The organism is Mycobacterium sp. MMS18-G62, assembly GCF_053877835.1.
The window spans coordinates 321,262-342,980 of the sequence record NZ_CM132662.1 but is presented as its reverse complement, the minus strand read 5'-3'; the positions used below and the strand labels follow the sequence as shown (position 1 = coordinate 342,980).

General features: G+C 65.7%; 19 protein-coding genes and 1 pseudogene. 6 read left to right on the top strand and 14 right to left on the bottom strand.

Annotated elements, in window-relative coordinates:
* Positions 1–62 precede the first annotated feature (62 nt).
* From ACWW36_RS01670 to glpX, 4 genes are all read right to left on the bottom strand, one after another.
* On the bottom strand, positions 63–2,777 hold the full coding sequence (locus tag ACWW36_RS01670) for a helix-turn-helix transcriptional regulator (RefSeq protein WP_456139880.1): 2,715 nt from the start codon (positions 2,775–2,777) through the stop codon (positions 63–65).
* A 141-nt stretch (positions 2,778–2,918) separates the two neighbouring features.
* Positions 2,919–5,675, bottom strand: a complete 2,757-nt coding sequence (locus ACWW36_RS01665; RefSeq protein ID WP_456139879.1) for an ATP-binding protein — start codon at positions 5,673–5,675, stop codon at positions 2,919–2,921.
* Between the two features lie 99 nt (positions 5,676–5,774).
* Positions 5,775–7,196: a class II fumarate hydratase gene (locus ACWW36_RS01660; protein ID WP_456139878.1), complete on the bottom strand. Its 1,422-nt coding sequence runs from the start codon at positions 7,194–7,196 to the stop codon at positions 5,775–5,777.
* Positions 7,197–7,212: 16 nt separating this feature from the next.
* The gene (gene glpX, locus ACWW36_RS01655) at positions 7,213–8,241 is read right to left on the bottom strand and encodes a class II fructose-bisphosphatase (RefSeq protein ID WP_456139877.1); all 1,029 of its coding nucleotides are present in this window, start codon (positions 8,239–8,241) and stop codon (positions 7,213–7,215) included.
* A gap of 54 nt (positions 8,242–8,295) precedes the next feature.
* Between glpX and ACWW36_RS01650 the strand changes: the two genes are divergently transcribed.
* Positions 8,296–8,940: a DUF4245 domain-containing protein gene (locus ACWW36_RS01650; RefSeq protein WP_456139876.1), complete on the top strand. Its 645-nt coding sequence runs from the start codon at positions 8,296–8,298 to the stop codon at positions 8,938–8,940.
* Between the two features lie 9 nt (positions 8,941–8,949).
* Positions 8,950–9,777: a dienelactone hydrolase family protein gene (locus ACWW36_RS01645; RefSeq protein ID WP_456139875.1), complete on the top strand. Its 828-nt coding sequence runs from the start codon at positions 8,950–8,952 to the stop codon at positions 9,775–9,777.
* A 115-nt stretch (positions 9,778–9,892) separates the two neighbouring features.
* On the opposite strand, the gene ACWW36_RS01640 is transcribed toward ACWW36_RS01645, so the two are convergent.
* From ACWW36_RS01640 to ACWW36_RS01630, 3 genes are read right to left on the bottom strand one after another with little or no spacing between them, the layout of a single operon-like run.
* Positions 9,893–11,065 (bottom strand): AI-2E family transporter, encoded by a 1,173-nt coding sequence (locus ACWW36_RS01640; protein ID WP_456139874.1) that lies wholly within the window; start codon positions 11,063–11,065, stop codon positions 9,893–9,895.
* Between the two features lie 45 nt (positions 11,066–11,110).
* Positions 11,111–11,941 carry an SDR family NAD(P)-dependent oxidoreductase gene (locus ACWW36_RS01635; protein WP_456139873.1) on the bottom strand — a complete coding sequence of 277 codons (831 nt, stop codon included), beginning with the start codon at positions 11,939–11,941 and terminating at the stop codon, positions 11,111–11,113.
* Positions 11,938–12,705 carry an SDR family NAD(P)-dependent oxidoreductase gene (locus tag ACWW36_RS01630; RefSeq protein ID WP_456139872.1) on the bottom strand — a complete coding sequence of 256 codons (768 nt, stop codon included), beginning with the start codon at positions 12,703–12,705 and terminating at the stop codon, positions 11,938–11,940. The genes ACWW36_RS01635 and ACWW36_RS01630 overlap by 4 nt, the downstream gene beginning before the upstream one ends.
* Positions 12,706–12,801: 96 nt before the next feature.
* On the opposite strand from ACWW36_RS01630, the gene ACWW36_RS01625 reads away from it, so the two are divergent.
* The gene (locus ACWW36_RS01625; RefSeq protein WP_456142335.1) at positions 12,802–13,254 is read left to right on the top strand and encodes an SRPBCC family protein; all 453 of its coding nucleotides are present in this window, start codon (positions 12,802–12,804) and stop codon (positions 13,252–13,254) included.
* Here the strand turns inward: ACWW36_RS01625 and ACWW36_RS01620 are convergent.
* Genes ACWW36_RS01620 through ACWW36_RS01610 form a run of 3 tightly spaced genes read right to left on the bottom strand, consistent with a single transcriptional unit; the run spans position 13,251 to position 16,547 of the window.
* A complete protein-coding gene (locus tag ACWW36_RS01620) occupies positions 13,251–14,129 on the bottom strand; it encodes a formylglycine-generating enzyme family protein (protein WP_456139871.1) in 879 nt (292 codons plus the stop codon). The genes ACWW36_RS01625 and ACWW36_RS01620 overlap by 4 nt on opposite strands.
* Positions 14,119–15,000 (bottom strand): HAD family hydrolase, encoded by an 882-nt coding sequence (locus tag ACWW36_RS01615; RefSeq protein ID WP_456139870.1) that lies wholly within the window; start codon positions 14,998–15,000, stop codon positions 14,119–14,121. Before ACWW36_RS01615 ends, ACWW36_RS01620 begins: the two co-directional genes overlap by 11 nt.
* A 2-nt stretch (positions 15,001–15,002) precedes the next feature.
* Entirely contained in the window at positions 15,003–16,547 is a 1,545-nt protein-coding gene (locus ACWW36_RS01610) for an arylsulfatase (RefSeq protein WP_456139869.1), read from the bottom strand.
* Positions 16,548–16,690: 143 nt separating this feature from the next.
* Here ACWW36_RS01610 and ACWW36_RS01605 point away from each other — a divergent pair, with 143 nt between their 5' ends.
* Both ACWW36_RS01605 and ACWW36_RS01600 read left to right on the top strand, forming a co-directional pair.
* On the top strand, positions 16,691–16,969 hold the full coding sequence (locus ACWW36_RS01605) for a DUF1876 domain-containing protein (protein WP_456139868.1): 279 nt from the start codon (positions 16,691–16,693) through the stop codon (positions 16,967–16,969).
* Between the two features lie 3 nt (positions 16,970–16,972).
* Positions 16,973–17,492: pseudogene (locus ACWW36_RS01600) on the top strand (2'-5' RNA ligase family protein).
* Here the strand turns inward: ACWW36_RS01600 and ACWW36_RS01595 are convergent.
* The 4 genes from ACWW36_RS01595 to ACWW36_RS01580 are packed head-to-tail and all read right to left on the bottom strand — an operon-like array spanning position 17,467 to position 20,656.
* Complete coding sequence (locus ACWW36_RS01595; protein WP_456139867.1) at positions 17,467–18,603, bottom strand: 3-beta-hydroxysteroid dehydrogenase; 1,137 nt, start codon at positions 18,601–18,603, stop codon at positions 17,467–17,469. The pseudogene ACWW36_RS01600 and the gene ACWW36_RS01595 sit on opposite strands and share 26 nt — an antisense overlap.
* Positions 18,604–18,654: 51 nt before the next feature.
* On the bottom strand, positions 18,655–18,867 hold the full coding sequence (locus ACWW36_RS01590; RefSeq protein WP_456139866.1) for an exodeoxyribonuclease VII small subunit: 213 nt from the start codon (positions 18,865–18,867) through the stop codon (positions 18,655–18,657).
* Positions 18,864–20,099 (bottom strand): exodeoxyribonuclease VII large subunit, encoded by a 1,236-nt coding sequence (gene xseA / locus ACWW36_RS01585; RefSeq protein ID WP_456139865.1) that lies wholly within the window; start codon positions 20,097–20,099, stop codon positions 18,864–18,866. Before xseA ends, ACWW36_RS01590 begins: the two co-directional genes overlap by 4 nt.
* Entirely contained in the window at positions 20,096–20,656 is a 561-nt protein-coding gene (locus ACWW36_RS01580) for a lipid droplet-associated protein (protein WP_456139864.1), read from the bottom strand. The genes xseA and ACWW36_RS01580 overlap by 4 nt, the downstream gene beginning before the upstream one ends.
* 54 nt (positions 20,657–20,710) lie before the next feature.
* Between ACWW36_RS01580 and ACWW36_RS01575 the strand changes: the two genes are divergently transcribed.
* A complete protein-coding gene (locus ACWW36_RS01575) occupies positions 20,711–21,712 on the top strand; it encodes a 4-hydroxy-3-methylbut-2-enyl diphosphate reductase (protein ID WP_456139863.1) in 1,002 nt (333 codons plus the stop codon).
* Positions 21,713–21,719: the final 7 nt, after the last annotated feature.

Here is a 21,719-nt window from a genome sequence, read left to right as displayed (position 1 = left end):
GGGTCGACGCTAATTCGCTCAAGAGCGTTGAGAAATAGGGTGTTTCCCTACACATGGAGGGTCTAGGTTTTACTCATGTGCCGACCGAGCTCGGCCCGCGACTTGATGCCCAACTTGCGGTAGATCCGCGCCAGATTCGCCTCGACGGTCTTCGGGCTTATGAACAGTGCCGTCGCGACGTCGCGGTTTTTCATGCCCGACGCGGCCAGCTCGGCGACCCGCTGCTCGGAGGGAGTGAGCTGCCCGCTCCGGCGCGGACCGACGTTCGCGCGGACGAGTTCGGCGCGGGCGCGGTCGGCCCACAGCGGCGCCGGCAGCTTCTCGAATGTGTCGAATGCCTCCTGCAGGCTCGCCGACGCCGCCTCCTTGCGGCGCTGCCGCCGCTGAAGTTGCCCGAGTAACAACAGCGTTCGGGCCCTCTCGAATGGCATCGGCAGCCCCTCGTGTTCTTTCATCGCGCGCTCGGCAGTGCAACAGGCCGCATCGAGATCCCCGCGGGCAGCCTGCAACATGCTTCGCCCCCTGGCGCCGACGGCCTTCATCCAGGCACGGTCAAGCCGCCGGCCGTTGCGCTCGAGCGCCTCCACAAGGGGCTGCGCCTCGGCGAGCCGGCGCAACTGCACCAGTGCCTCGATCGCGTCGGGCAGGAACGCCGCATTGGGAAGTTCGGTCGGGCTCCTCTCGGGATCGAACTTGCTGACCAGTGGCTGCAGCGTCGCGGCTGCGGCCTGAAAGTTGCCAAGCGATAGTTCCAGGAATCCCAGCGCGGCGACAATCCGCTCGGCCATTCTGAACGAGCCTGTGCGCCTGCTGATTTCGAGCGCCTCATCTGCCGAACGCCGCGCGTCGGCTTCAAGTCCGGCATAGACAGCCAACTTGGCCCGCAGCCCGTGAGCCAAGAACATCGGCGTGTCACCGCCGAGCTGGCGCGCGCGTTCCATCGCGTCCTCGGCGACCAGGTCGGCCTCCCCGAAGTCGCCGCGCCAGATGCTGCTGAGCACCACATGCTGGGCGATGAAGATGAGTTCGCCCTCCTCGCCCCTCTCCACGCATCGGCGGCGGATGGCCTGCATCTCGCGGTGGCCCTCGTCGACGTGTCCGCTCCAGGACATCAGCAGCGCGTGCTGAACCGACGCACGAAATACCAACGGCGTGAATACTTCCGGGTCTTCCAGCTCCACCGCGCGACGAAGGTTGACGTCATCGAGACCTTCCCCGTTGATGAACCGAAGGATGGCCTGCATGCCGAGTGCCATACTCAGCAAGTGGGGATCGCCGAGTTGCTCGGCGTGCGTCACCGCCTTGGTCACCGTCGCCACGCTGGCTTGTATCTGGTTGGTGTTGAGCATCGAGTACGCCAGCGTGATCAATATCTGCACCCGCAACGGGCTGTCCGGTTCCGCCTCGCCCAACGCGCGCCGCAGCAGACGCGTGCCCTCGAAAAACCCGGCGCCGTAAAGCCGCACGACGGCAAGTCGGCTCAACGCTTCCGCTCGCAGATTGCCCGGCGATAGCTGCTCGATCGTTTCCTCGAGCACGGCTCGCGCCACATCCTGGTCGCCGGCGTCAAAGTGATGCAGGGCAGACAGAAGCCGGCGTTCGGGTGTATCCCCGCCAAGCCCGATTGCCAGGTCTACGAGCTCGGCGGCGGCCTCCGGCGCACCACGCTTGCGCGCCGACTCCGCGGCTTGATCGAGTGCCTTCAGTGTGCGCGGGTCGCCGCTCGTCGCCGCGAGCGCGAGGTGCCTCGCCCGCAGCTCCGGCTCGTCGATGATCTCCGCCAGCCGGCGATGCATCGTGCGGCGCTGCGCCGGCGCGGCCTCGGTGTAGACGCCACGCGCCAACAGCGGGTGCGCGAACTGGATCCGGTGCCCCTCGATCGCGATGATGCCTTTGCTCTCAGCATTTTCCAGGATTTCGACCAGTCGGTCGTCGTCGCTGATCGTCGCACTCGAAACGAGCTCCACCGTGGGGGAGGGCACGCACGACGCGGCGAGCAGGGCGTCGTGTACATCGGGATCGAGATTGCCGATCCGCGCCCTTACGACGTCGGCCAGTGTGCGCGGTAGCGATGTCTCGATCGCCGGGACGTGTTCGTCTATCTCCCGCGCCAATTCGATGGCATAGAACGGGTTTCCGCCGGAAACCTCGTGGATGCGGCCCATCGTCGTACGTGAAAACGACCGGTGCAGCCGCGCCGAGACCGCGGCCTTGAGATCATGAATACCTAATGGGTGCAATCCAATTCGGTTGAGGGCGTCGGGTCGCGGCAGCTGAAGCCAGCCGGCGCCGCTGCCGCGCCCGGTGTCGGTGCGCATCGTGGCGAGTACTCCCACCGGCCCGGTGAGGCGCCGTGCCGCGAATGCCATCACATGCATGCTCGAGGCGTCGATCCACTGAACGTCGTCGATCGCCACCACGATCGGACCGTCGTCGCTGAGCCGTTCGACGACCGACAAGAACGCGGCCGCCACCGCACGCTGGTCCGTCGCGGCGCCGTTGTCCGAGCGCAACAACACCTTGTCGACTGCGAGTTGCTGGGGCTCGGGCAGATCTGACCACGCCCACGCCTCCACGCCGTCCAGCAGGTCCGCCAGCACCGTATAGGCGAGCACAGATTCCGCGGCCGCGGCTCGCGCAGACAACACCCTAAATCCGCGCTCTTGCGCCTGCTCCAGCGCAGTTAACCACAATGTGGTCTTGCCGATGCCGGCCTCACCTTCGATCAGCAACGCCGATGGCTCACGGGCCGCCGAGGTCAGGAAGGAACCAACCATCCGAACCTCGCTCGGACGGGTTGGCGAGCCCACCCCCGGCATAATCTAGAGAATCTCAGCTAACGGTCCAGCAGTCCATAGTTTGGTTGGAATCGAACGCGGGACGCTGGCTGGCAACGTCCGTGGCGGTATGTTTACCCATTACACGCCAGACTCACCCATTCGATTTCCGAGTTCGGCCCGCGACCGGATGCCCAGCTTGCGGTAGACGCGCGCGAGCGTGGCCTCCACGGTCTTGGGGCTGATGAACAACAAGCCCGCAACACCACGATTTGTCATCCCTGACGCCGCGAGCTCCGCCACGCGCTGTTCGGCGGCGGTGAGCTTGTCGGGAGACTGCGGTCTGCGGTCGGTGCGCGCGAGTTCGGCACGGGCACGGTCGGCCCACAACGGGGTGTCAAGCTGCTCGAAGACGGTAAGCGCCTCGTGCAGCGTGGCGGTCGCGTCCCTGTTGCGGACGCGATCCTGAAGCCGGCCAAGGAGTAGCTGGGTCCGTGCACGGTCGAACGGCATCGTGAGCCGATCGTGTTCTGCCATCGCTCGTTCAGCGGTTTGCAACGCGGCTTCCGCATCGCCGCGGGCCGCAAGCACCATCGCCCGGCAGCGGGCGCCGATCGCCAGCATCCAGGCGCGATCCAGCCGGCGTCCGTTGCGCTGAAGTGCGTCGGCAAGCTTCTCCGCCTCATCAAGCTGGCCCAACTCCACATAGGCCTCCACCGCGTCGGGGATGAACGACGCGGCGACGATCTCGGTCGAATCCGGCACTGCGCGGTGCGACGCCAACAACGGCTGCAACGCGCTCAGTGCCTCATGCCAATTGCCGAGCGAGATCTCCAGGAAACCCAGGCCCGTGATCACCCACTCCGCCAGCCGGCGCGATTCGCTGCGCTCGCTGGCGGCCAGCGCGTCGGTCACCGCCTGACGGGCTTCCGTTTCGCGGCCGGCGAAGATGTCCAGCCATGCGCGAAGTATCAGCGCCGCGAACAGTGGCACGTCGCCTCCGAGCTGCAACGCTCGTTCCATCGCGTCTTCGGCGATGAGGGCGGCCTCCACGAAGTCGCCCCGCCACATCGTGTTGAGGCCGATGTAAAAGACGACGAGGATCAGATCGCCTTCCTCGCCTTCCTCGAAGCAGCGGCGCTGGATCGCCCGCATCTCCTGGTAGGCCCGCTCCTGTTGGCCGGTCCAGTCGAGCAGCAGCGCGTTGAGCAGGGACGGCCGGATGGCCATCGGCGTGCGCTTCGCGGGGTCTTCGAGTTCAAGCGCACGCCGCAGGCTCGCCTCGTCGACACCGTCGCCGCGAAGGAAGCCCAACATCACCCGCACGCCGAGCGCTTGGCTCAATAAATCCGGCTGGCCTAGCCGTTCGGCATCGGCGACCGCTTCCTGCGCCTTGATTCCGCCGGCTTCCGGCTGGCCGATGTTGAACAGGGCGTACGCCAACAGGCTCAGCATCTGAACCCGTTGAGCCAGATCGACGTCGGGCTCGTCGAGCGCCCGTTGTAGCAGTCCGGCCGCCTCGAGATAGCCGTCGGCATGCAGGCGCACCCTGGCGAGCGTGAACAACGCGTCCGCCCTGAGCCGCCCGGGTGCCATGCTGGCGATGGTCTCTTCCAGCAACGGGCGTGTCGGGCCAGGATCGGCGGCGTCGAAATAGCATGTCGCCAAACGTATCCGGCGTTCAGGCGTATCACCGCCGAGGCTGATCGCCAGCTTCAGCAGGTCGGCCGCCGCCGCGGGGGCACCGCGCCGGAGTGCCGATTCCGCGGCCTCATCGAGCGCCGCCAGGGTGACAGGGTCGTCGCTCGTCGACGCCAGCGCCAGGTGGCGGGCCCGCAATTCGGGTTCGTCGAGAATCGTGGCGAGGCGACGGTGCATCGCGTGGCGTCGCACTTCGGTTGCGTCGGTGTAGACGCCCCGCGCAAGCAGCGGATGCGTGAAGCGCACCCTGTTGCCGTCAATCGCGACGATGCCTTTTTCCTCAGCGTCTTCGAGCAGATCGACAAGCCGTTCCGCGTTGGTCTCGGTGGCGGTCGCTATCACCTCGACCGTCGGTGCGGATAAGCAGGACGCCGCCAGCAGAGCCTCGTGAACTTCCGGACGAAGCGCGCCAATTCTGGCCCGCACCAACGCGGCAAGGCTGCCTGGCAGCGAGATCTCACCCTCAGGCATCCGTTCGTCAAGCGTTCGCGCGAGTTCGATGGCGTAAAACGGGTTCCCGCCGGATGCCTCATGGATTCGCACCAACGCCGGCCGGGTAAGCGACCGGCCAAGGCATTCTGTGACAACACTGTTCAAGGCGCCAACAGTCAAGGGACGGAGGTGAATTCGGGTGATCATGTCGGGGCGGGGCAGCTGCAACCAGTTCGTCGTCGCCGTCCCGTCCGTATCGGTGCGCGCTGTTCCGAGGAAGCCGACGGGGCCCGAAAGCCGGCGTCCGGCGAAGGCGATGACCTGCGCGCTCGACGGGTCGAGCCACTGCATGTCGTCGATCGCGAGCAGCACGGGTCCGTCATCGGTGAGCCGGTCGATGACCGAAAGGAATGCCGCCGCGACGGTACGTTGGTCGGTAGCGGAATCAGCGGGTGCGCGCAGCAGGACCTCATCGATTGCGGCGCGCTGCGGACTCGGTAGATCCGCCCAGGTGATCGGGTCGACGCCGGTCAGCAAGTCGCCCAACGATGTATATGCCAGGACGGACTTTGTCCCCGACGCGTGTGCCGACAACACCCGGAAGCCCAGTTGATTCGCTTGCGCCTGCGCGAACAACCACAGTGTCGTCTTGCCGATGCCGGGCTCGCCCTCGATCATCAACGCAGCCGGCGCGCTGGACGCGCTGGTCAGAAGCTCCGCAACAGCTCTCGCCTCCATCGGGCGAGCCGCCATGCGATCAGGCATGACTGCAGAATTGCAGCTATCGGGTGAGGTTGGGGCGATATGGCCCCGTTGCGACAAATAGACGCGCCAGCCCCGCGGAGGAGCCCGGGTACGACCGATCTAGTCGCCGTCCTTGACCTTGGCCATGGCCAACACGTCGAGGCGCTTGTCGAGTTCCTCTTCCGAGAGTTTGTCGCCGATCAGCCCGCGGTCAATCACGGTCTGACGGATCGTCTTCTTCTCTTTCAGCGCCTGCTTGGCGACGGCGGCGGCTTCCTCGTAGCCGATCGCTGAATTCAGCGGGGTGACGATCGACGGCGACGACTCGGCCAGCTCGCGCAGCCGCTCTTCGTTCGCAACCAAACCGTCAATGCACCTCTCCGCGAACAGCTTCGAGACGTTCGTCAGGATCTTGAACGACTCCAGCACGTTGCGGGCCATCATCGGGATGTACACATTGAGTTCAAAGGCACCGGACGCGCCACCAAATGCCACCGCGGCGTCGTTACCGATCACCTGCGCCGCGACCTGCGTAACCGCCTCCGGGATAACCGGATTGACCTTGCCCGGCATGATCGAGCTGCCCGGTTGCAGATCCGGCAGCTGAATCTCGCCGAGACCGGTCAGCGGACCCGATCCCATCCACCGGATGTCGTTGGCGATCTTGGTCAGCGACACCGCGATGGTGCGCAACGCACCGGACGCCTCGACCAGCCCGTCGCGCGCGGCCTGCGCCTCGAAATGGTTTGCCGCCACCCGTAATTCGGCCAGGCCGGTCTGCTCGGTCAACACCGCGACCACTCGCTCGTCGAAATCGTCGGGGGCGTTCAGGCCGGTGCCGACGGCCGTGCCGCCAATCGCGAGCTCGCCAAGCCGCGGAAGTGTCGCCTTGACCCGCTCGATGCCGGCCTCGATCTGGCGGGCATAGCCGGAAAATTCCTGACCAAGTGTCACCGGCACCGCATCCATCAGGTGCGTGCGCCCGGATTTGACCACGGTGCGCCACTGCCGCGCCTTGCCGGACAGCGACTCGTGCAACACTTCGAGCGCCGGAATCAGATGCCGCACAGCGGCTTCCGTCGCGGCGATGTGCGTCGCGGTGGGGAAGGTGTCGTTGGACGACTGCGACATGTTCACGTCGTCGTTGGGGTGCACGGTCACGCCGTTCTGCGCGGCGATTCCGGCGATCACCTCGTTGGTGTTCATGTTCGAGCTCGTGCCCGAGCCGGTCTGGAACACGTCGATCGGGAACTGGTCGTCGTGCAGACCGTCGGCGATCTCACCGGCCGCGGCGATGATCGCGTCGGCCTTCTCCGGCGCCAGCAGCCCGAGGTCCTTGTTCACCTGTGCGCAGGCGCCTTTCAGCAGTCCCAGCGCGCGGATCTGCGTGCGCTCCAACCCGCGGCCGGAAATCGGAAAGTTCTCCACGGCACGCTGCGTCTGCGCGCGCCACAGCGCCGTGACCGGCACCCGGACCTCGCCCATGGTGTCGTGTTCGATGCGGTATTCAGTCCGAATGTCGCTGTCGCTGTCGACGGTCATGTGTGCCCTTCTCTAGTTACGGCAGAGGTTGAATGGCGCTGGAATCGCCGGTGAAGTCGATGGCGGAGTATTCGTTGAGCTTCGACAGCCGGTGATAGGCCTCGATCATCCGCACCGTGCCGGACTTCGACCGCATCACAATGGACTGCGTGGTGCAGCCGCCGCTGTAGTAGTGGACGCCCTTGAGCAGATCGCCGTCGGTCACGCCGGTGGCACAGAAGAAGATGTTGTCTCCTGACACCAGATCCTCGGTGCTGAGAATCTGATCCAGGTCGTAGCCGCGGTCGAGCGCCTTCTGCCGTTCCTCGTCGTCCTTCGGCGCCAGCTGGCCTTGGATGGCGCCCCCCATACAGCGGATCGCCGCCGCAGCGATGATGCCCTCCGGGGTGCCACCGATTCCGGCGAGCATGTCGGTGCTGGTGTTGGGCCGGCACGCGGAGATCGCGCCGGCCACGTCCCCGTCGGAGATGAGGCGGCATCGGGCGCCGGCCGCGCGGACGTCGGCGATCAGCTGCGCATGCCGTGGACGGTCCAGGATGCACACCGTCAGATCGGATACCGAGACGTTCTTGGCCTTTGCGACGCGCCGGATGTTCTCGCCGATCGGGGCGGTGATGTCGATCGCGTCGACCGCCTCCGGACCGACCGCGATCTTGTTCATGTAGAACACCGCGGACGGGTCGAACATGGTCCCACGCTCCGACACCGCCAACACCGAGATCGCATTGGCGATGCCTTTGCTCATCAGCGTGGTGCCGTCAATCGGGTCGACGGCGAAGTCGCAGTTCGGGCCGTCGCCGTTGCCGACCTCTTCGCCGTTGTAGAGCATCGGCGCGTTGTCCTTCTCGCCTTCGCCGATGACCACGATGCCTCGCATGGACACCGTGTTGACCAGCTCACGCATGGCGTCAACCGCCGCGCCGTCGCCGCCCTCTTTGTCGCCCCGGCCGACCCAGCGACCGGCGGCCATCGCGCCGGCTTCGGTGACCCTCACGAGCTCCAGGGCTAGGTTGCGATCTGGGGCTTCCCCTCGTGACGGTTTCATGCGCCGATTGTCCCAGAACGGGTTCGGCGATCAGGACCTGGGATACTTGCGGCCATGACGACGCAGCCCGCTCCGGCGCCCAAGCCTGCCAAGCCGCGGCTGCTGCAGGACGGCCGGGACATGTTCTGGTCGATCGCGCCGCTGGTGATCGCGTGCGTCGTGCTGGCGGGGATGCTCGGCATGTGCTCGTTTCAGCCGACCGGGCCGGGCAAGGGTCCCGCGCCCTCGTATGACGCGCCAGCCGCTTTGCAGGCTGATGCAAACGACCTGCATATCCCGATCCGGCTGCCGCAGCTGCCGCAGGGCTGGCAGCCCAACTCGGGCAGCCGCAAGGGCATCGATGCCGGGCGCACAGACCCGTCGGGTCAAGCCGCCCGCGCGGTCAGCTCGACCGTCGGCTACCTGACGCCCAGCGGGATGTATCTGGCTCTCACCCAGAGCAATGCCGACGAAGACAAGCTGGTGACCTCCATCAACCCGGGCCTGGTACCGACCGGTGCTCAGGACGTCAACGGCGTCAAGTGGGTGGTGTACGAAGGCGGCGAACAAGAGGGTAAGCCGGCCGAGCCGGTGTGGACGACGCGGCTGAACGGCCCGAGCGGCCCCGCCCAAATCGCCGTAACGGGTGCCGCAGGTACGGACGAGTACCGTACGCTTGCGGCAGCGACGCAGAGCCAGTCGCCGCTGTCCGCCAAATAGGAGTCGCCCATGACCGCGCCTGATCCGAATGTCGCCGGCCAGGCGGCTCCCGAAGCCGACCTGACCGGATGGACCGCCTCGCCGTTTTCGGCCGCCGGTTTCACCTACGACGTCTACCGCAAGGGCGAAGGTCCCGGTGTGGTGCTGATTCCCGAGATGCCCGGCATCCATCCAGGCGTACTGGCGCTCGGTAATCATCTGGTGGACAACGGATTCACCGTCGCCTCGCCGTCGCTCTACGGCACTCCAGGTGCACCGGGCGTTCGGCCGGGTGCGGTGCCGGTGATGCTTCGCGGTTGTGTGGCAAGGGAATTCGCGGCGTTCGCGACGAACGCTGACCGGCCGATCGCCCACTACCTGCGGGCGCTGGCTCGCGACCTGAACGAGAAGACACCGGGCAAGGGTGTCGGTGTGATCGGCCAGTGCTGGAGCGGCGGCTTCGCGCTGGCGGCCGCGGTCGATGACAGCGTCTTGGCGCCGGTGCTGAGCCAGCCGTCACTGCCGATAGGGCTGACGGCCAAACAGCGACGCGATCCGGGGCTGTCGGAAGCCGAGCTGAAGATCGTCGAACAGCGGGCAGCCAACGACGGGCTGTGTGCTTTGGGCCTGCGGTTCAGTGAAGATCCGTTGTCGCCGGGGGCGCGGTTCAAGACGCTGAAGGACCGGCTCGGTGACGCGTTCGAGATCATCGAGATCAACTCGAAGAAGGGCAACGAGCACAACTTCGGCAAGATGGCCCATTCGGTGTTGACGTTGGAGGTGCGTGAGGTCGACCTGCACCCCGCCTATGAGGCGCGCAAGCGCGTCGTCGAATTCCTCAGCGAGCGTTTGAAGTAACCGGCGGCTCGCGTCGGGGTCATATCGCTTTTCGCCCGCCTTTGAGCGACAGCGCAGAGAGACGAGGCCACCGTGCACTCAGTCGCTATGAGGCGGGCAAAGCGCGGAGCAACCGTCAACTCGCCGCGCCCGCATCAGTAACTGGCGTTTCCCGCTTGAACCGCCGCGCGAACCACCCGAAAACCCTGCCGCGCTGTCGTTTTTCGTCCTCATCGGGTTGATCCAGCGGAACACCCTTGTACACCGCCAGATAGACGCTGATCGTCGTGACGATGACGATCATCACCACAGGCCCGACGATGATGCCCCAGGGGCCGAACATGGTGATACCCGCGAACACCGCGAGCAACATCAGCGCGGGGTCGAGGCGCGCCTCACGAGGCACCAGGAATGGGCGCAGGACGTTGTCGATGTTCGTCACGACCAACAGATGCCAAACGATGATGAAGACGCCGCCAAAAATGTTGCCAAAGAACATCATTCCGATTCCGAACGGGATCGTCACGATGCCTCCGCCGAGCGGGATGATCGACAGCGCAGTCAGCAGGATCGCGAAGATGAAGAATCCGCGGTGAAATCCGGCGATGTAGATCGACGCCGCCCCCGCGACACCCTGGCACAGGGCGATGACGAACTGGCCACGCACGGTGGCGCGCACCATCGCGCCCATCTTGGCCAGGTACAGGTCGGTGACCTCTTCACCCAGCGGGTTGAGCTGGCTGATCAGCGTGCGCACCTTATCGCTGTTGAGCAGCAATGAAATGAACACGTAGAGGAACAAGATCGCGGCGGTGATACCGCCGACCACACTGCCCGCTGCGGTCTGCAGGAAACCGAGCGCCCATTGGCCGACGTGTTGGGCGACGCTGGTGATCCAGCCGCGCACCGAATCAGCGGTGACATGAACGTTGTTGGCGAACGGCAGCCGTGCGAGGAATTCGTTGACCACCCCCAGCGCCTTGTCGCCGAGCGCGCCGACGTCGGTGCTGCCGATCCAGTCGGCGACGCTCTTGATCATGTGGCTGATCTGCACGACCGCGAGAAGGACAAGGAGGCCGACGGGAATGATGACGGCCGCGAGCGCCGCCAGCAGGGTAAGCGTCGCGGACAGCCCTCTGCTGAATCGGTTGTTCAGCCAGTTGAACAACGGCGTGAAAAGGTACGCCGCGATAGCCGCTACCACGATCAGCATGAAATAGCCGCGCAGGAAGTACGCGCCGAACGCGATGGCTGCCACCGTGCAGATGGCCAGCGCGCGCTTCTGCGTCACCGTGAATTCGGTATCCATTGCGGCAACGTTAGCCAGGCCGCGGGGCCCGAAAGGCGTATTTGCTCAGCGGATCTGCGAGCGGGCGGCGTCCTGGCTGGCGCGCTGTCGTTCGATGAAGCCGACTGACATGCGTTGCATCAGACCGGGCGACAACCGGGCCAATAGCCACTGGGCATGCGCCAGACGCGGTTTCACCAATATCGCCTTGTTGCGTTCGATGGCCCGCAACGTGTCGCGGGCCAGCCGGTCGGGGTCGTATGCGGTCTTGACGCCCTGGCCTTGAAGGAAATAGTTCCGTCCGTCGAACCCGCCGACTGCGCCCTTATCGAGGATCGGCGTCTCGACCGCAGAAGGGCAGACCACCAGGACACCAACCCCGCGGGATACCGCTTCCGAGCGCAACGCGAGGGAAAGCCCGACGACGGCGTGTTTGGTCGCGACGTAGCTGGTGATCTGTCCGGCGGCGGTCAGCCCCGCCATCGATGCGGTGTTGACGATGTGCCCATGGCCCTGCCTGACCATCAGCGGGTACGCCGCCGCGACCCCGTGGACGACACCGCGCAGGTTGACGTCGATGATCGCGTTCCACTGGTCGAGCGTCAGCAGCTCCGTGTCGCCGCCCCACACAATGCCTGCGTTGTTGAACATCAAGTCCAGCCGGCCGGTCCGGTCCACGACCTCGTCGACGGCGGCCTGCACAGCCGCGGCGTCGGTGACGTCGAGCCGAGCCGAACGCGCGTTGGCGCCGAGCGCCGTGGCGGTTCGGTCCGCGGCGTCGCCGTCGATGTCGGTGCACACGACATGCGTGCCTGCGCCCGCCAGCGCGCGGCACAACGCAGCGCCGATGCCTGAGCCCGCGCCGGTGACGATCGCCTGCTTGCCCGCGAAACTCATTGCGCCTCCGCCAGTTTCATGACATGGCGGAGGATGTCGGGATAGCGCTTCAAGTGTGCGCCGCCGTTGAGGTCGAGCACTTCACCGGTGAGCCACGACGCCGCAGGCGAACACAGATACACCACCGCGTTGGCGATGTCCTCTGGTGTGCCCGCACGGCCGAGCACCGTGTTCTCCAGATACTCCTCGACGACACCGGGTACCGCCGCGGCCGGCTCGGTGAGCGGAGTGTGCACGAAGCCAGGTGCTACGGCGTTGACGCGAATTCCCCGCGGCCCCATCTCCAGTGCGGCGACCTGGGTGAGCATCGACAGCCCGGCCTTGGCCGCGCAGTAGGCGCTCATCCCCGCGGCGGGCTGGCGCCCGTTGAGCGAGCTGATCGAGACGAGCACGCCGCCGGGACCCAGGCTGCGCCCGGCGTACTTGGCGACGATGAACGCGCCCGTGAGGCACACGTCGACGACTTCGCGGAACTGTTCCGCCGGCATGTCGGTGATCAGCCCGACCGTGGAGAATCCCGCGCAGTTGACGACCACGTCCAGCGGGCCGATCTGCTCGAACAGCCGTTGCACCGATCCCTCGTCGGTGACCTCGACGTGTGCGGCGGTGTGCGGGTCGCCCAGTTCGGCGGCCCTGGTGCGCGCGCCGTCGATGTTGCGATCGGCCACCGTGACTTGGCATCCGTCGGCGGCAAGCGCCTGAGCCGTAGCCCAGCCGATGCCAGACGCTCCACCGATGACCACCGCGATTCGTTGTGTGCTCATCCAGGCCCTTCGACGACGGAATTAGAACGCGTTCCAACCTCACATTCGCGGGCCGAAAGTGCAATAGAGCAGACTCGAGCCGTGACCGATTTGAAGATGTCGGATTCGATTTTCGTGGCAGCGACGCCGGAGGACCTGTATGCCCTGGTGTCGGACGTGACGAGGATGGGCGAGTGGAGCCCGGTCTGCAAGGCGTGTTGGTGGGACGACGGAGCAGGTCCGCAGGTAGGCGCATGGTTCACCGGACGCAACGTGACCCCGGAGCGGACGTGGGAGGCGCGCTGCCAGGTGGTGTCCGCCGATCCCGGCCGTGAATTTGCATGGGAAGTCAACAACGGCTGGGTGTATTGGGGCTATGCCTTCGAACCCGAGAACGGTGGCACCCGGCTCACCGAGTCGTGGGAGTTCCTGCCGCGCGGCATCGCCGGATTCCGCGAGCGCCTCGGTGCGCAGGCCGATGTGGAGATCGAGAAGCGGCGTGAGGCGGCGAAGACTGGAATCCCCGCCACGCTGGCCGCGATCAAGAAGGCGGCAGAAGCCATACGCTAGCGCTTGACGCAGCGGAAGCCGATGTGGCTCATGCCAGTGTCGACGGGTTGAGGCCGCCGCGCGGCGGGTCGGTACCGCAGGCAGTAGTCGTCGGCGCACAGGAACGAGCCGCCCTTGATGACCTTGCGTGGCACCCGAAATTGGGGTTGGCGCGGGTCGTAGCTCCCGGCTTCGCAACACGGGTCGCCGGCGCGGGTGTCCGCGTACCAGTCGGCGGTCCACTCCCACACGTTGCCGGCCATGTCGAACAGTCCGTAGGCGTTGGACGCAAAGCTGCCGACGGCGGTGGTCCGGCCGTAGCCCCGATCGGGACGCCACGGGAAGTCGCCGTGCCAGTAGTTGGCCAGCCGCTGCCCCGGTTGCTCCGGCTCGTCACCCCATGTGTACGTGGCGTGTTCCAGGCCGCCGCGCGCCGCGATCTCCCACTCCGCCTCCGTCGGCAGCGCGAGACCGGCCCATGTCGCGTACGCGTCGGCATCCGCATAGGCGACGTGGACCACCGGATGATCCGCACGCTTGTCGATCGACGAGTGCGGGCCGACGGGATGCCGCCATGATGCCCCCGGCGTCCACGTCCACCACAAGTTGAGGTGCCGCAGGTCGACCGGGCCCGCCGTACGGGTGAACACCATCGAACCTGGCTGCAGATTCTGTGCGGGCGCACCCGGATAGTCCTGCGGGTTCAGCGGACGCTCGGCAACCGTGAGATAGCCGGTGGCCGCGACGAATTCGGCGAATTCGGCGTTGCTCACGGGATAGGTCTGCATCCAGAATCCGTCGACGCTGACCGAGCGTGCGGGACCCTCCTCGGCGTAGCGCTGGTCGGATCCCAGGACCGCGGTCTGCGCGGGAATCCAGACGAGTTCATTCGTCAAAGACGTGTGTCCAGTCGTTGCGCATGCTGACCACGGTCCAGTCGTCCTTCGCCGCCTGCTCGAGCGCCTTTTCCGCGCCTGCGGTGTAGCCGAATTCACGATCGGCGTCGTCATGCAGAATCAAAAGGCGCATACCCTTGGTGAACTCCAGCATTTCGATGTCGCCGTTGGAGTTGCCTGCCGCCAGAATCGGCCTGCGACCGATCCTGCTCCACAACCGCACCGGTTTCATCGGGCCATCGTCGAGGAATTCCGGCTGCGAAGTGGTGAACAGTTCGCCATCCCGGTAATCCAAACCCACCGAGCTTCCCACCACGCGTTCGGGCGGAATTCCATAGAGCTGACTGGTGATCGGACGCATGAAGTCGCGTGCCCCGCCAGACACGATGTAGCACGTGAAGTCGTTTGCCTCGAGGTAGCGCAGCAGCTCGACCATCGGGCGGTACCCGCACGACGTATAGGGCCTTTCCAGCGTCGGGTGTGTGGCCGTGGTGAAGAACGCGCTGACCCGGTCACGGTGTTCCTCGACGGTGATCTCCTGGTGAGCGGTAAGTATCGCTCCCACAAGGGGTTTGACGTCAGCATCGTCGCCCTGGTAGTGCTTGGCGACGGCCTCGCCGAACCACTTCAGGTCGCCCTTGGCCGCCGCTTTGTACGGCTGGCGCTCTCGCAGCGACGGGTCGGCATCGGCTTGCTCTGCAAAGCGGCGGATGAGGAAGTCGAGTTGGATGTACATCGGCTTCTCGCACCACAATGTGCCGTCGTTGTCGAAAACCGCTACCCGCGAATCGGTTTCGACGTCGGCGACGACCTGGTCGACGAAGTCGATGATCGCCGACTTCGTGGGTCCGTCGGTCCAGGACTCCAGCACGCTCACCCGCCCCTGGAGGCGAGGAATTTATTGAGCTCTTCGACCGCGTTGTTGATGGTGAACGACGCGGGCTCTTGCCGGGGCGGAAACTCCTTGAACGTCTCCAGGAATTGCGTCGCGATGGCGGACCCGTAGAGCACGAGGAAGATTCGGTCAATCAACCAGTCCCAGTACGTATTCGACGTGACATCGGCGTGCTCGTATGGATCGGTACGCAGGTTGAAGAGCTTGGGCGCCCGCAGTTTCGTGAACGGCTCGAGCCACAGCTGCAACGTGCCCTGGCAGCGCTGCTCCATGAAGACGACCTTCCAGTTCTCCGCCCGGATACCCAGGACGTCACAGTCGTCGGAAAAGTAGATCATGCCGCGACGCGGGCTCTTGGCCACCTCGCCGGTGAGATAGGGCAGCAGGTTGTAGCCGTCGATGTGAACCTTGTACGTCTGGTCGCCGATGGTGTGGCCGGCCTTCAATTTGTCGACGATGTCTGGGTCCCCTGCGGCGGCCAGAAATGTCGGCAGCCAATCGTGATGCTGGACGATCTCATTGGACACGCTGCGGGGCTTGATCTTTCCCGGCCAGCGGATCATCTCCGGGACCCGGAAGGCGCCCTCCCAGTTGGTGGCCTTCTCGCTGCGGAACGGAGTCGTGGCACCGTCGGGCCAGCTGTTCGAATGAGGGCCGTTGTCGGTGCTGTAGATGACGATGGTGTCCTCGGCGATGCCCAACTCGTCGACCAGATCGAGGAGTTGGCCGACGTTGCGGTCGTGGTCGATCATCGTGTCGTGGTACGGCGATTGCCAGCGCCCGGCCTGGCCGAGGCTCTCCGGCTTGGTGTGCGTCCGGAAATGCATATGGGTCATGTTCATCCAGACGAAGAACGGCGTGCCCGCGTCGTGCTGGCGCCGAATGAAATCGCCACACGCGGAGGTGGTTTCGTCGTCGATGGTCTCCATTCGCTTCTTCGTCAGGGGCCCGGTGTCCTCGATGCGCTGCTTGCCTACGGGCCCGTACCGCTCGTCGACCTCGCCGGAATCTTCGTCGGTGGCCCAGGAGTGAACCACGCCCCGCGGCAAGAGCGCCCGACGCAGTAGAGGTGCTTCCTCCTCGGTGGGGTAGTCGGGGTTTTCCGGCTCTTCTTCAGCGTTGAGGTGATAGAGGTTGCCGAAGAACTCGTCGAATCCATGCGCTGTCGGCAGGTACTTGTTGAGGTCCCCGAGGTGGTTCTTGCCGAACTGGCCGGTCGCATAGCCCAATGGCTTGAGCAACTCGGCGATCGTCGGGTCCTCCTTCTGCAGCCCGACATCGACCCCGGGCATGCCCACCTTGCTCATGCCGGTGCGATAGACGCTCTGGCCGGTAATGAACGACGCCCGTCCAGCGGTGCAACTTTGTTCGCCGTAGGAGTCTGTGAACAGCATCCCCTCGTCGGCGATGCGGTCGATGTTGGGGGTGAAGTAACCCATCAAGCCGCGGCTGTAGCAGCTCAGGTTCGAGATGCCGATGTCGTCGCCCCAGATGACCAGAATGTTCGGCTTACCGTTCGGCATGGCTGCTCCTTGTGGTCGACGTCTGCGTCGAAGCCTAGGAGCGCAACGTCGCTGTCATCCGGCATTTGACCAACGATTCAGCGCCAATACATCTGGCGCCGGGCGCAGGCGCGGAGCACCCTGGTAGCTGGAGGGTGATGGCGATGTACGACAAGGATCTGAGCACCAACTGGCACATCGAGATCGACTTCGACGAGGACGAGACCCACACGCACGCGACGGTGCGGGCCCAGCGCGGCACCGGCGAGACGGTCACCACGTTGGGCGACGCCTACCGCAACCCGAAGGACAGCAGCCAGCCGATGATCGGCGAGGAGATCGCCGCCGCGCGCGGTCTGATCGCGCTGGGCACCGAGCTGTTGCAGAGCGCGTCCTCGAGGATCGAACAGACCACGCACCAGTCGGTGCACCTGTATCACTGAACCGTGGCGCTGGCCGTCTGTCTGCTGTTCGACCGACGATCCGAGCGGGCGGTGCGGGCGTTATGGGATCGAGGAGCAGGGTGTGCCGAGCCTGCGTTCGCACACTCACGGTCGGCATGTGCCGCATGTGTCGTACGCGGTCTTGCGGAGCTGGGACCTCGCGGCGGTGTGCGACGCGCTCGCCGGTCTCGACGGCGGCGAACCCGTTGACTTGAGCTTCGACGGCATCGGGTTGTTCCGGCGCGGACGGACGTGGTTGGTTGCGGGGGTGAGCGCCGACTTCGTCGCGCGCCAACAGCGGGTGGTCGAGGCGGTGACCGCCACTGGCGCAGAACTGCATAAGCACTACCGGCCCGGCGTGTGGCTGCCGCACTGCTCGCTGGCGCCGCGCGCGACGCTGGATCAGCTGCCGGCCGTGGTGGCGTCGGTGCTGGACGTCCTGCCGCTGCACGCGCGGCTGGACCGGGCCGCGTTGGTCAACAGCGCCACGGGGGAGATCAGCCCGCTGCGGGCTGTTCCGTGAGCATGCTGACGGCGTGCGGCTTCGCTTCCGACTTCATCTGGTGGAACAGGTCGACGTAGTAGGGCAGGCACTCTGCCATCGCCTGCTCGGTGGTGAACAACGGCCTATACCCGAGATCCCGTTCGGCCTTCGCGATCGAGAAGTAGTTGTCGAGGTAAAGCCGTTCCACCGCAAGCGGTTCCAGCAACGGCTTGGGCAAGCCGAACCGGAAGTGGAACCATTGCCACACTGTCATCACGAACCACACCAGCCGGCCCGGCACCCGCAGCCTTGGCCACGGCTGACCGCACGCCTCCACGACCGGCCGCGAGAACTCGAACATGTTGATCGGCTCACCGTCGTTGATGAAGTAGGCCTGACCAGGTGCGGTGCCGCCCGGCACCAGATGCTCGGCGGCCAGGATGAAGCCGTGAATCAGGTTGTGCACGTACGAGTTATCGAGCTTGACCCGCTTGCTGCCGACGAGCACCTTGACGTGGCCCGCAAGCACGCTTTCGAACACCTTGCGGAACATCGTCTGATCACCGCGGCCCCAGATACCGCTGGGCCGGATGGAACATGTGAGTAAGCCGGCCCCGCCATTTGGGGACGCGTTCTGCGACAACACAAACCGCTCAGCGACGACCTTCGTCTCGGTGTACAGGTCGTTGAAACGTTCGGTGTACGGCAGCGTTTCGTCGCCGCCCGAGATGCGCCGGCCTCCCATCACCACACTGTTGGACGCGGTGTAGACGAACCGCTTCACACCCGCCTTCTGCGCGGCGTGCACGAGGTTCTTGGTGCCGTCGACGTTGACCGCGAAACTGCGCTTGCGGTACTCCTCGGTGACCGACGCCCCGCCCATCAAGTCGATGATTGCCGCGGTGTGAATGATCGTGTCGATACCGTCGACAGCCTTGGCGACCGTATCGGCGTCGCAGATGTCTCCTTCGAGCACCTCGAGACGGGGATGCGCAGGTAGCGGCGAGGCGGCTCGGTCGAAGGAGCGGACGTCATGACCGCGGTCGAGCAACTCGGTCACCAGGTTGGCGCCGACGAAACCGGAGCCCCCGGTGACGAGGACGCGGCCCAGCGCGGTGGTCAACGTTGAATCACCCATGCCGCAGAGCATAAATGAAACGTGTTACAGTTTCGAGCCCTTAGCCGAAAAATCGTTCCGCGTTCAAGCTTCCTCGCCGTCCCTGGAGGCTAGCGCATCCTCTACTCGCTTCCGCGCGCCAGCTAAGTGTTCTTCGCAACGTTTAGCCAGCTCTTCACCTCTTTCCCAGAGCTTCAGCGATGTATCTAAGTCCAGCCCGCCTTGCTCGAGCTGCTGGACTACTTCGACCAACTCGTCGCGGGCTTCTTCGTACCCCAGTTCACTAATAGGCTTCATTCGCTGCCCTCGCTCACGGCTCTGACGGCCCCGTCGGCGACCCGTACGCGCAGCCGCGTGCCTGCCGGCGCGTCGGCCTTCGTGCGCAACACCGCCCCGGCGTCCGTTTGTACGACGGCGTAGCCGCGCGCCAGCGTGGCCGCCGGCCCCAGTGTGGACACGCGTGCCGACAGGTGGCCGATCCGGTCGGACTCCGCGTTCACCAGCCGGGTGATGTCACGCCGAACACAGGCGCGGGCGCGGTGGATCTCGTCGGCGCGGGCAGTGAGCGCGGCCAGCGGCTGTGCCAGTACCGGCCGGCTTCGCAGTTGGCCCACGATGTGCTGCTCGCGGTGCACCCAATTGCGCAGTGCACGTGCGCTGCGTCGGCGCAGATCCAAGACGAGGGCCTGCTCGGCTGCCGCGTCGGGCACGATCCGCTTGGCCGCGTCGGTCGGGGTTGCCGCACGCAGATCCGCAACGAGGTCGCACAGCGGGTTGTCGGGTTCGTGGCCGACTGCGCTGACGACCGGCGTGGTGCATGCGGCGATCGCCCGGCACAGCGTTTCGTCGGAGAACGGCAATAGGTCCTCGACGCTGCCGCCGCCGCGGGCGATGACGATCACGTCGACGGCAGGGTCGCGGTCCAATTCGCGCAGCGCCTCGACGATCTGGACAACGGCGTTGGGTCCCTGCACGACGGTGTTGCGTACCTCGAACCGCACCGCGGGCCAGCGGCCGGCGGCGACGGTCAACACATCATGCTCAGCCGCTGATGCGCGTCCGGTGATCAACCCGATCCTGGACGGCAGGAACGGGATCTGCCGCTTGAGCCGGGGATCGAACAAGCCCTCGGCGTGCAGCAGTTGACGCAGCCGTTCGATACGGGCCAGCAGTTCGCCGATGCCGACGGCACGAATCTCGCTGACCCGCAACCAGAATGAACCGCGCCCGGTGTGGAAGTACGGCTTGGCGCACACCACCACCTGAGTGCCCTCCGACAGCTTCACCGGCGCGTTGTGCACGAGGTCGCGCGGGCAGGTCAGGCTCAGCGACATGTCCGCCGCGGGATCGCGTAGCACCATGAACACAGTCTTGGAGTCCGCGCGCACCTTGAGCTCGGTCAGCTGCCCCTCGACCCAGACGATGCCCAGACGGTCAATCCACTTGGCGACCCTAGTGGCCACGGCACGGACCGGCCACGGATTCTCGGGCGACTGGCCGGGTTCGACGTGGCTTGACTGGCTGGTCACTTGGCGGTCGCGCGGGTGATCCTGTTGGCCAGCAGGGTCTGGAAGGGTGCGCGCGCCTTGGTGGCGCCTTCGAAGGCGAGCAACGCCTCGAGGTCGGCGACCCGCAGCGAGGACATTCGTGCGCGCAGCTGGGCCAGGGTCAGCGACTCGTAGTCGAGCTCGGTGACGATGTCGGGGGGATCGGCCTTGGCGAGCTGGGCCTCCTTGTCAGCAGGCTTCGGATCCTCTGGCTCGCCGTTGGTGAACAGTGCGAAGCGACCCTCGGTGAGGCGCTCGCCGTCAGTGGCCGGCTGCGCCGGCGCGTCGTCGTCGACGTCTTCGTCAAATGTTGCCCATTCCGGCTGCTCGTCTTTGGGCGGGAACATCGCGTCGAGGGTCTCGTCGCCCTTGATAACCAGGTCGGCCACGTCTTGCTGCATCTTCATCACAAGGTGTGCAAGCTGGCTCGCGACGGTCATCGGATACATGAGGATGGTCTGCGGAAGCTTTCGGGTTTCCTCGATCGCGGTTACCGCCGCTCCTACCAGCAGACGGACTCCGTACGGTGCAGTTGCCATGGCCTCCAGACTACGGCTGGCCTCCCTACCTTGCGGATCAGTACCCTGGGAACCATGCCGCCGACGATAAACATGGGGATCCCGGGTGCCTCCAGCTCGGTCAGCGGCGGTGTTGCCGGTAAACGAGTGCTGCTGGCCGAGCCGCGCGGGTACTGCGCGGGCGTCGACCGCGCCGTCGAAACCGTGGAACGCGCGCTGGAAAAGCACGGCGCGCCGGTGTACGTGCGCCACGAGATCGTGCACAACCGGCACGTGGTCGACACGCTGGCGAAGGCCGGCGCGGTGTTCGTCGACGACAACGACGAGGTGCCCGAGGGTTCCATTGTTGTGTTCTCCGCGCACGGCGTCGCGCCGACGGTGCACGAGACGGCCGCCGCACGCGACCTCAAGGTGATCGACGCCACCTGCCCGCTGGTCACCAAGGTGCACAACGAGGCCAAGCGGTTCGCCCGTGACGACTACGACATCCTGCTGATCGGTCACGAGGGCCACGAGGAAGTTGTCGGCACCGCGGGCGAGGCGCCGGACCACGTGCAGCTGGTCGACGGGCCGGATGCCGTCGACAGCGTCACCGTGCGCGACGAGGACAAGGTGATCTGGCTGTCCCAGACCACGTTGAGCGTCGACGAGACGATGGAGACCGTGCAGCGGCTGCGGGAGCGTTTCCCGAAGCTGCAGGACCCGCCGAGCGACGACATCTGCTACGCCACGCAGAACCGGCAGGTCGCGGTCAAGGCGATGGCGCCGGAGTGCGAATTGGTGATCGTCGTCGGATCGCGCAACTCGTCGAACTCGGTGCGGCTGGTCGAGGTCGCGTTGGGTGCCGGCTCGGAGGCCGCTCATCTTGTGGACTACGCCGACGACATCGACCCGGCGTGGCTCGAGGGCGTGACGACGGTCGGCGTCACATCGGGCGCGTCGGTGCCCGAAGTGCTGGTGCGCGGGGTCCTCGAGCGGCTCGCCGAGTACGGATTCGACGTCGTGCAGCCCGTCACGACAGCCAACGAAACGTTGGTGTTCGCGCTTCCGCGGGAGATCCGCCCGGCACGCACGTAATGCGCCT

Excerpts from the sequence above, each read along its gene's own strand:
- ACWW36_RS01670 (WP_456139880.1), bottom strand. The coding sequence starts at position 2,777 with ATGGTTGGTTCCTTCCTGACCTCGGCGGCCCGTGAGCCATCGGCGTTG.
- ACWW36_RS01665 (WP_456139879.1), bottom strand. The coding sequence starts at position 5,675 with ATGCCTGATCGCATGGCGGCTCGCCCGATGGAGGCGAGAGCTGTTGCG.
- ACWW36_RS01660 (WP_456139878.1), bottom strand. The coding sequence starts at position 7,196 with ATGACCGTCGACAGCGACAGCGACATTCGGACTGAATACCGCATCGAA.
- glpX (WP_456139877.1), bottom strand. The coding sequence starts at position 8,241 with ATGAAACCGTCACGAGGGGAAGCCCCAGATCGCAACCTAGCCCTGGAG.
- ACWW36_RS01650 (WP_456139876.1), top strand. The coding sequence starts at position 8,296 with ATGACGACGCAGCCCGCTCCGGCGCCCAAGCCTGCCAAGCCGCGGCTG.
- ACWW36_RS01645 (WP_456139875.1), top strand. The coding sequence starts at position 8,950 with ATGACCGCGCCTGATCCGAATGTCGCCGGCCAGGCGGCTCCCGAAGCC.
- ACWW36_RS01640 (WP_456139874.1), bottom strand. The coding sequence starts at position 11,065 with ATGGATACCGAATTCACGGTGACGCAGAAGCGCGCGCTGGCCATCTGC.
- ACWW36_RS01635 (WP_456139873.1), bottom strand. The coding sequence starts at position 11,941 with ATGAGTTTCGCGGGCAAGCAGGCGATCGTCACCGGCGCGGGCTCAGGC.
- ACWW36_RS01630 (WP_456139872.1), bottom strand. The coding sequence starts at position 12,705 with ATGAGCACACAACGAATCGCGGTGGTCATCGGTGGAGCGTCTGGCATC.
- ACWW36_RS01625 (WP_456142335.1), top strand. The coding sequence starts at position 12,802 with ATGTCGGATTCGATTTTCGTGGCAGCGACGCCGGAGGACCTGTATGCC.
- ACWW36_RS01610 (WP_456139869.1), bottom strand. The coding sequence starts at position 16,547 with ATGCCGAACGGTAAGCCGAACATTCTGGTCATCTGGGGCGACGACATC.
- ACWW36_RS01605 (WP_456139868.1), top strand. The coding sequence starts at position 16,691 with ATGTACGACAAGGATCTGAGCACCAACTGGCACATCGAGATCGACTTC.
- ACWW36_RS01595 (WP_456139867.1), bottom strand. The coding sequence starts at position 18,603 with ATGCTCTGCGGCATGGGTGATTCAACGTTGACCACCGCGCTGGGCCGC.
- ACWW36_RS01590 (WP_456139866.1), bottom strand. The coding sequence starts at position 18,867 with ATGAAGCCTATTAGTGAACTGGGGTACGAAGAAGCCCGCGACGAGTTG.
- ACWW36_RS01580 (WP_456139864.1), bottom strand. The coding sequence starts at position 20,656 with ATGGCAACTGCACCGTACGGAGTCCGTCTGCTGGTAGGAGCGGCGGTA.
- ACWW36_RS01575 (WP_456139863.1), top strand. The coding sequence starts at position 20,711 with ATGCCGCCGACGATAAACATGGGGATCCCGGGTGCCTCCAGCTCGGTC.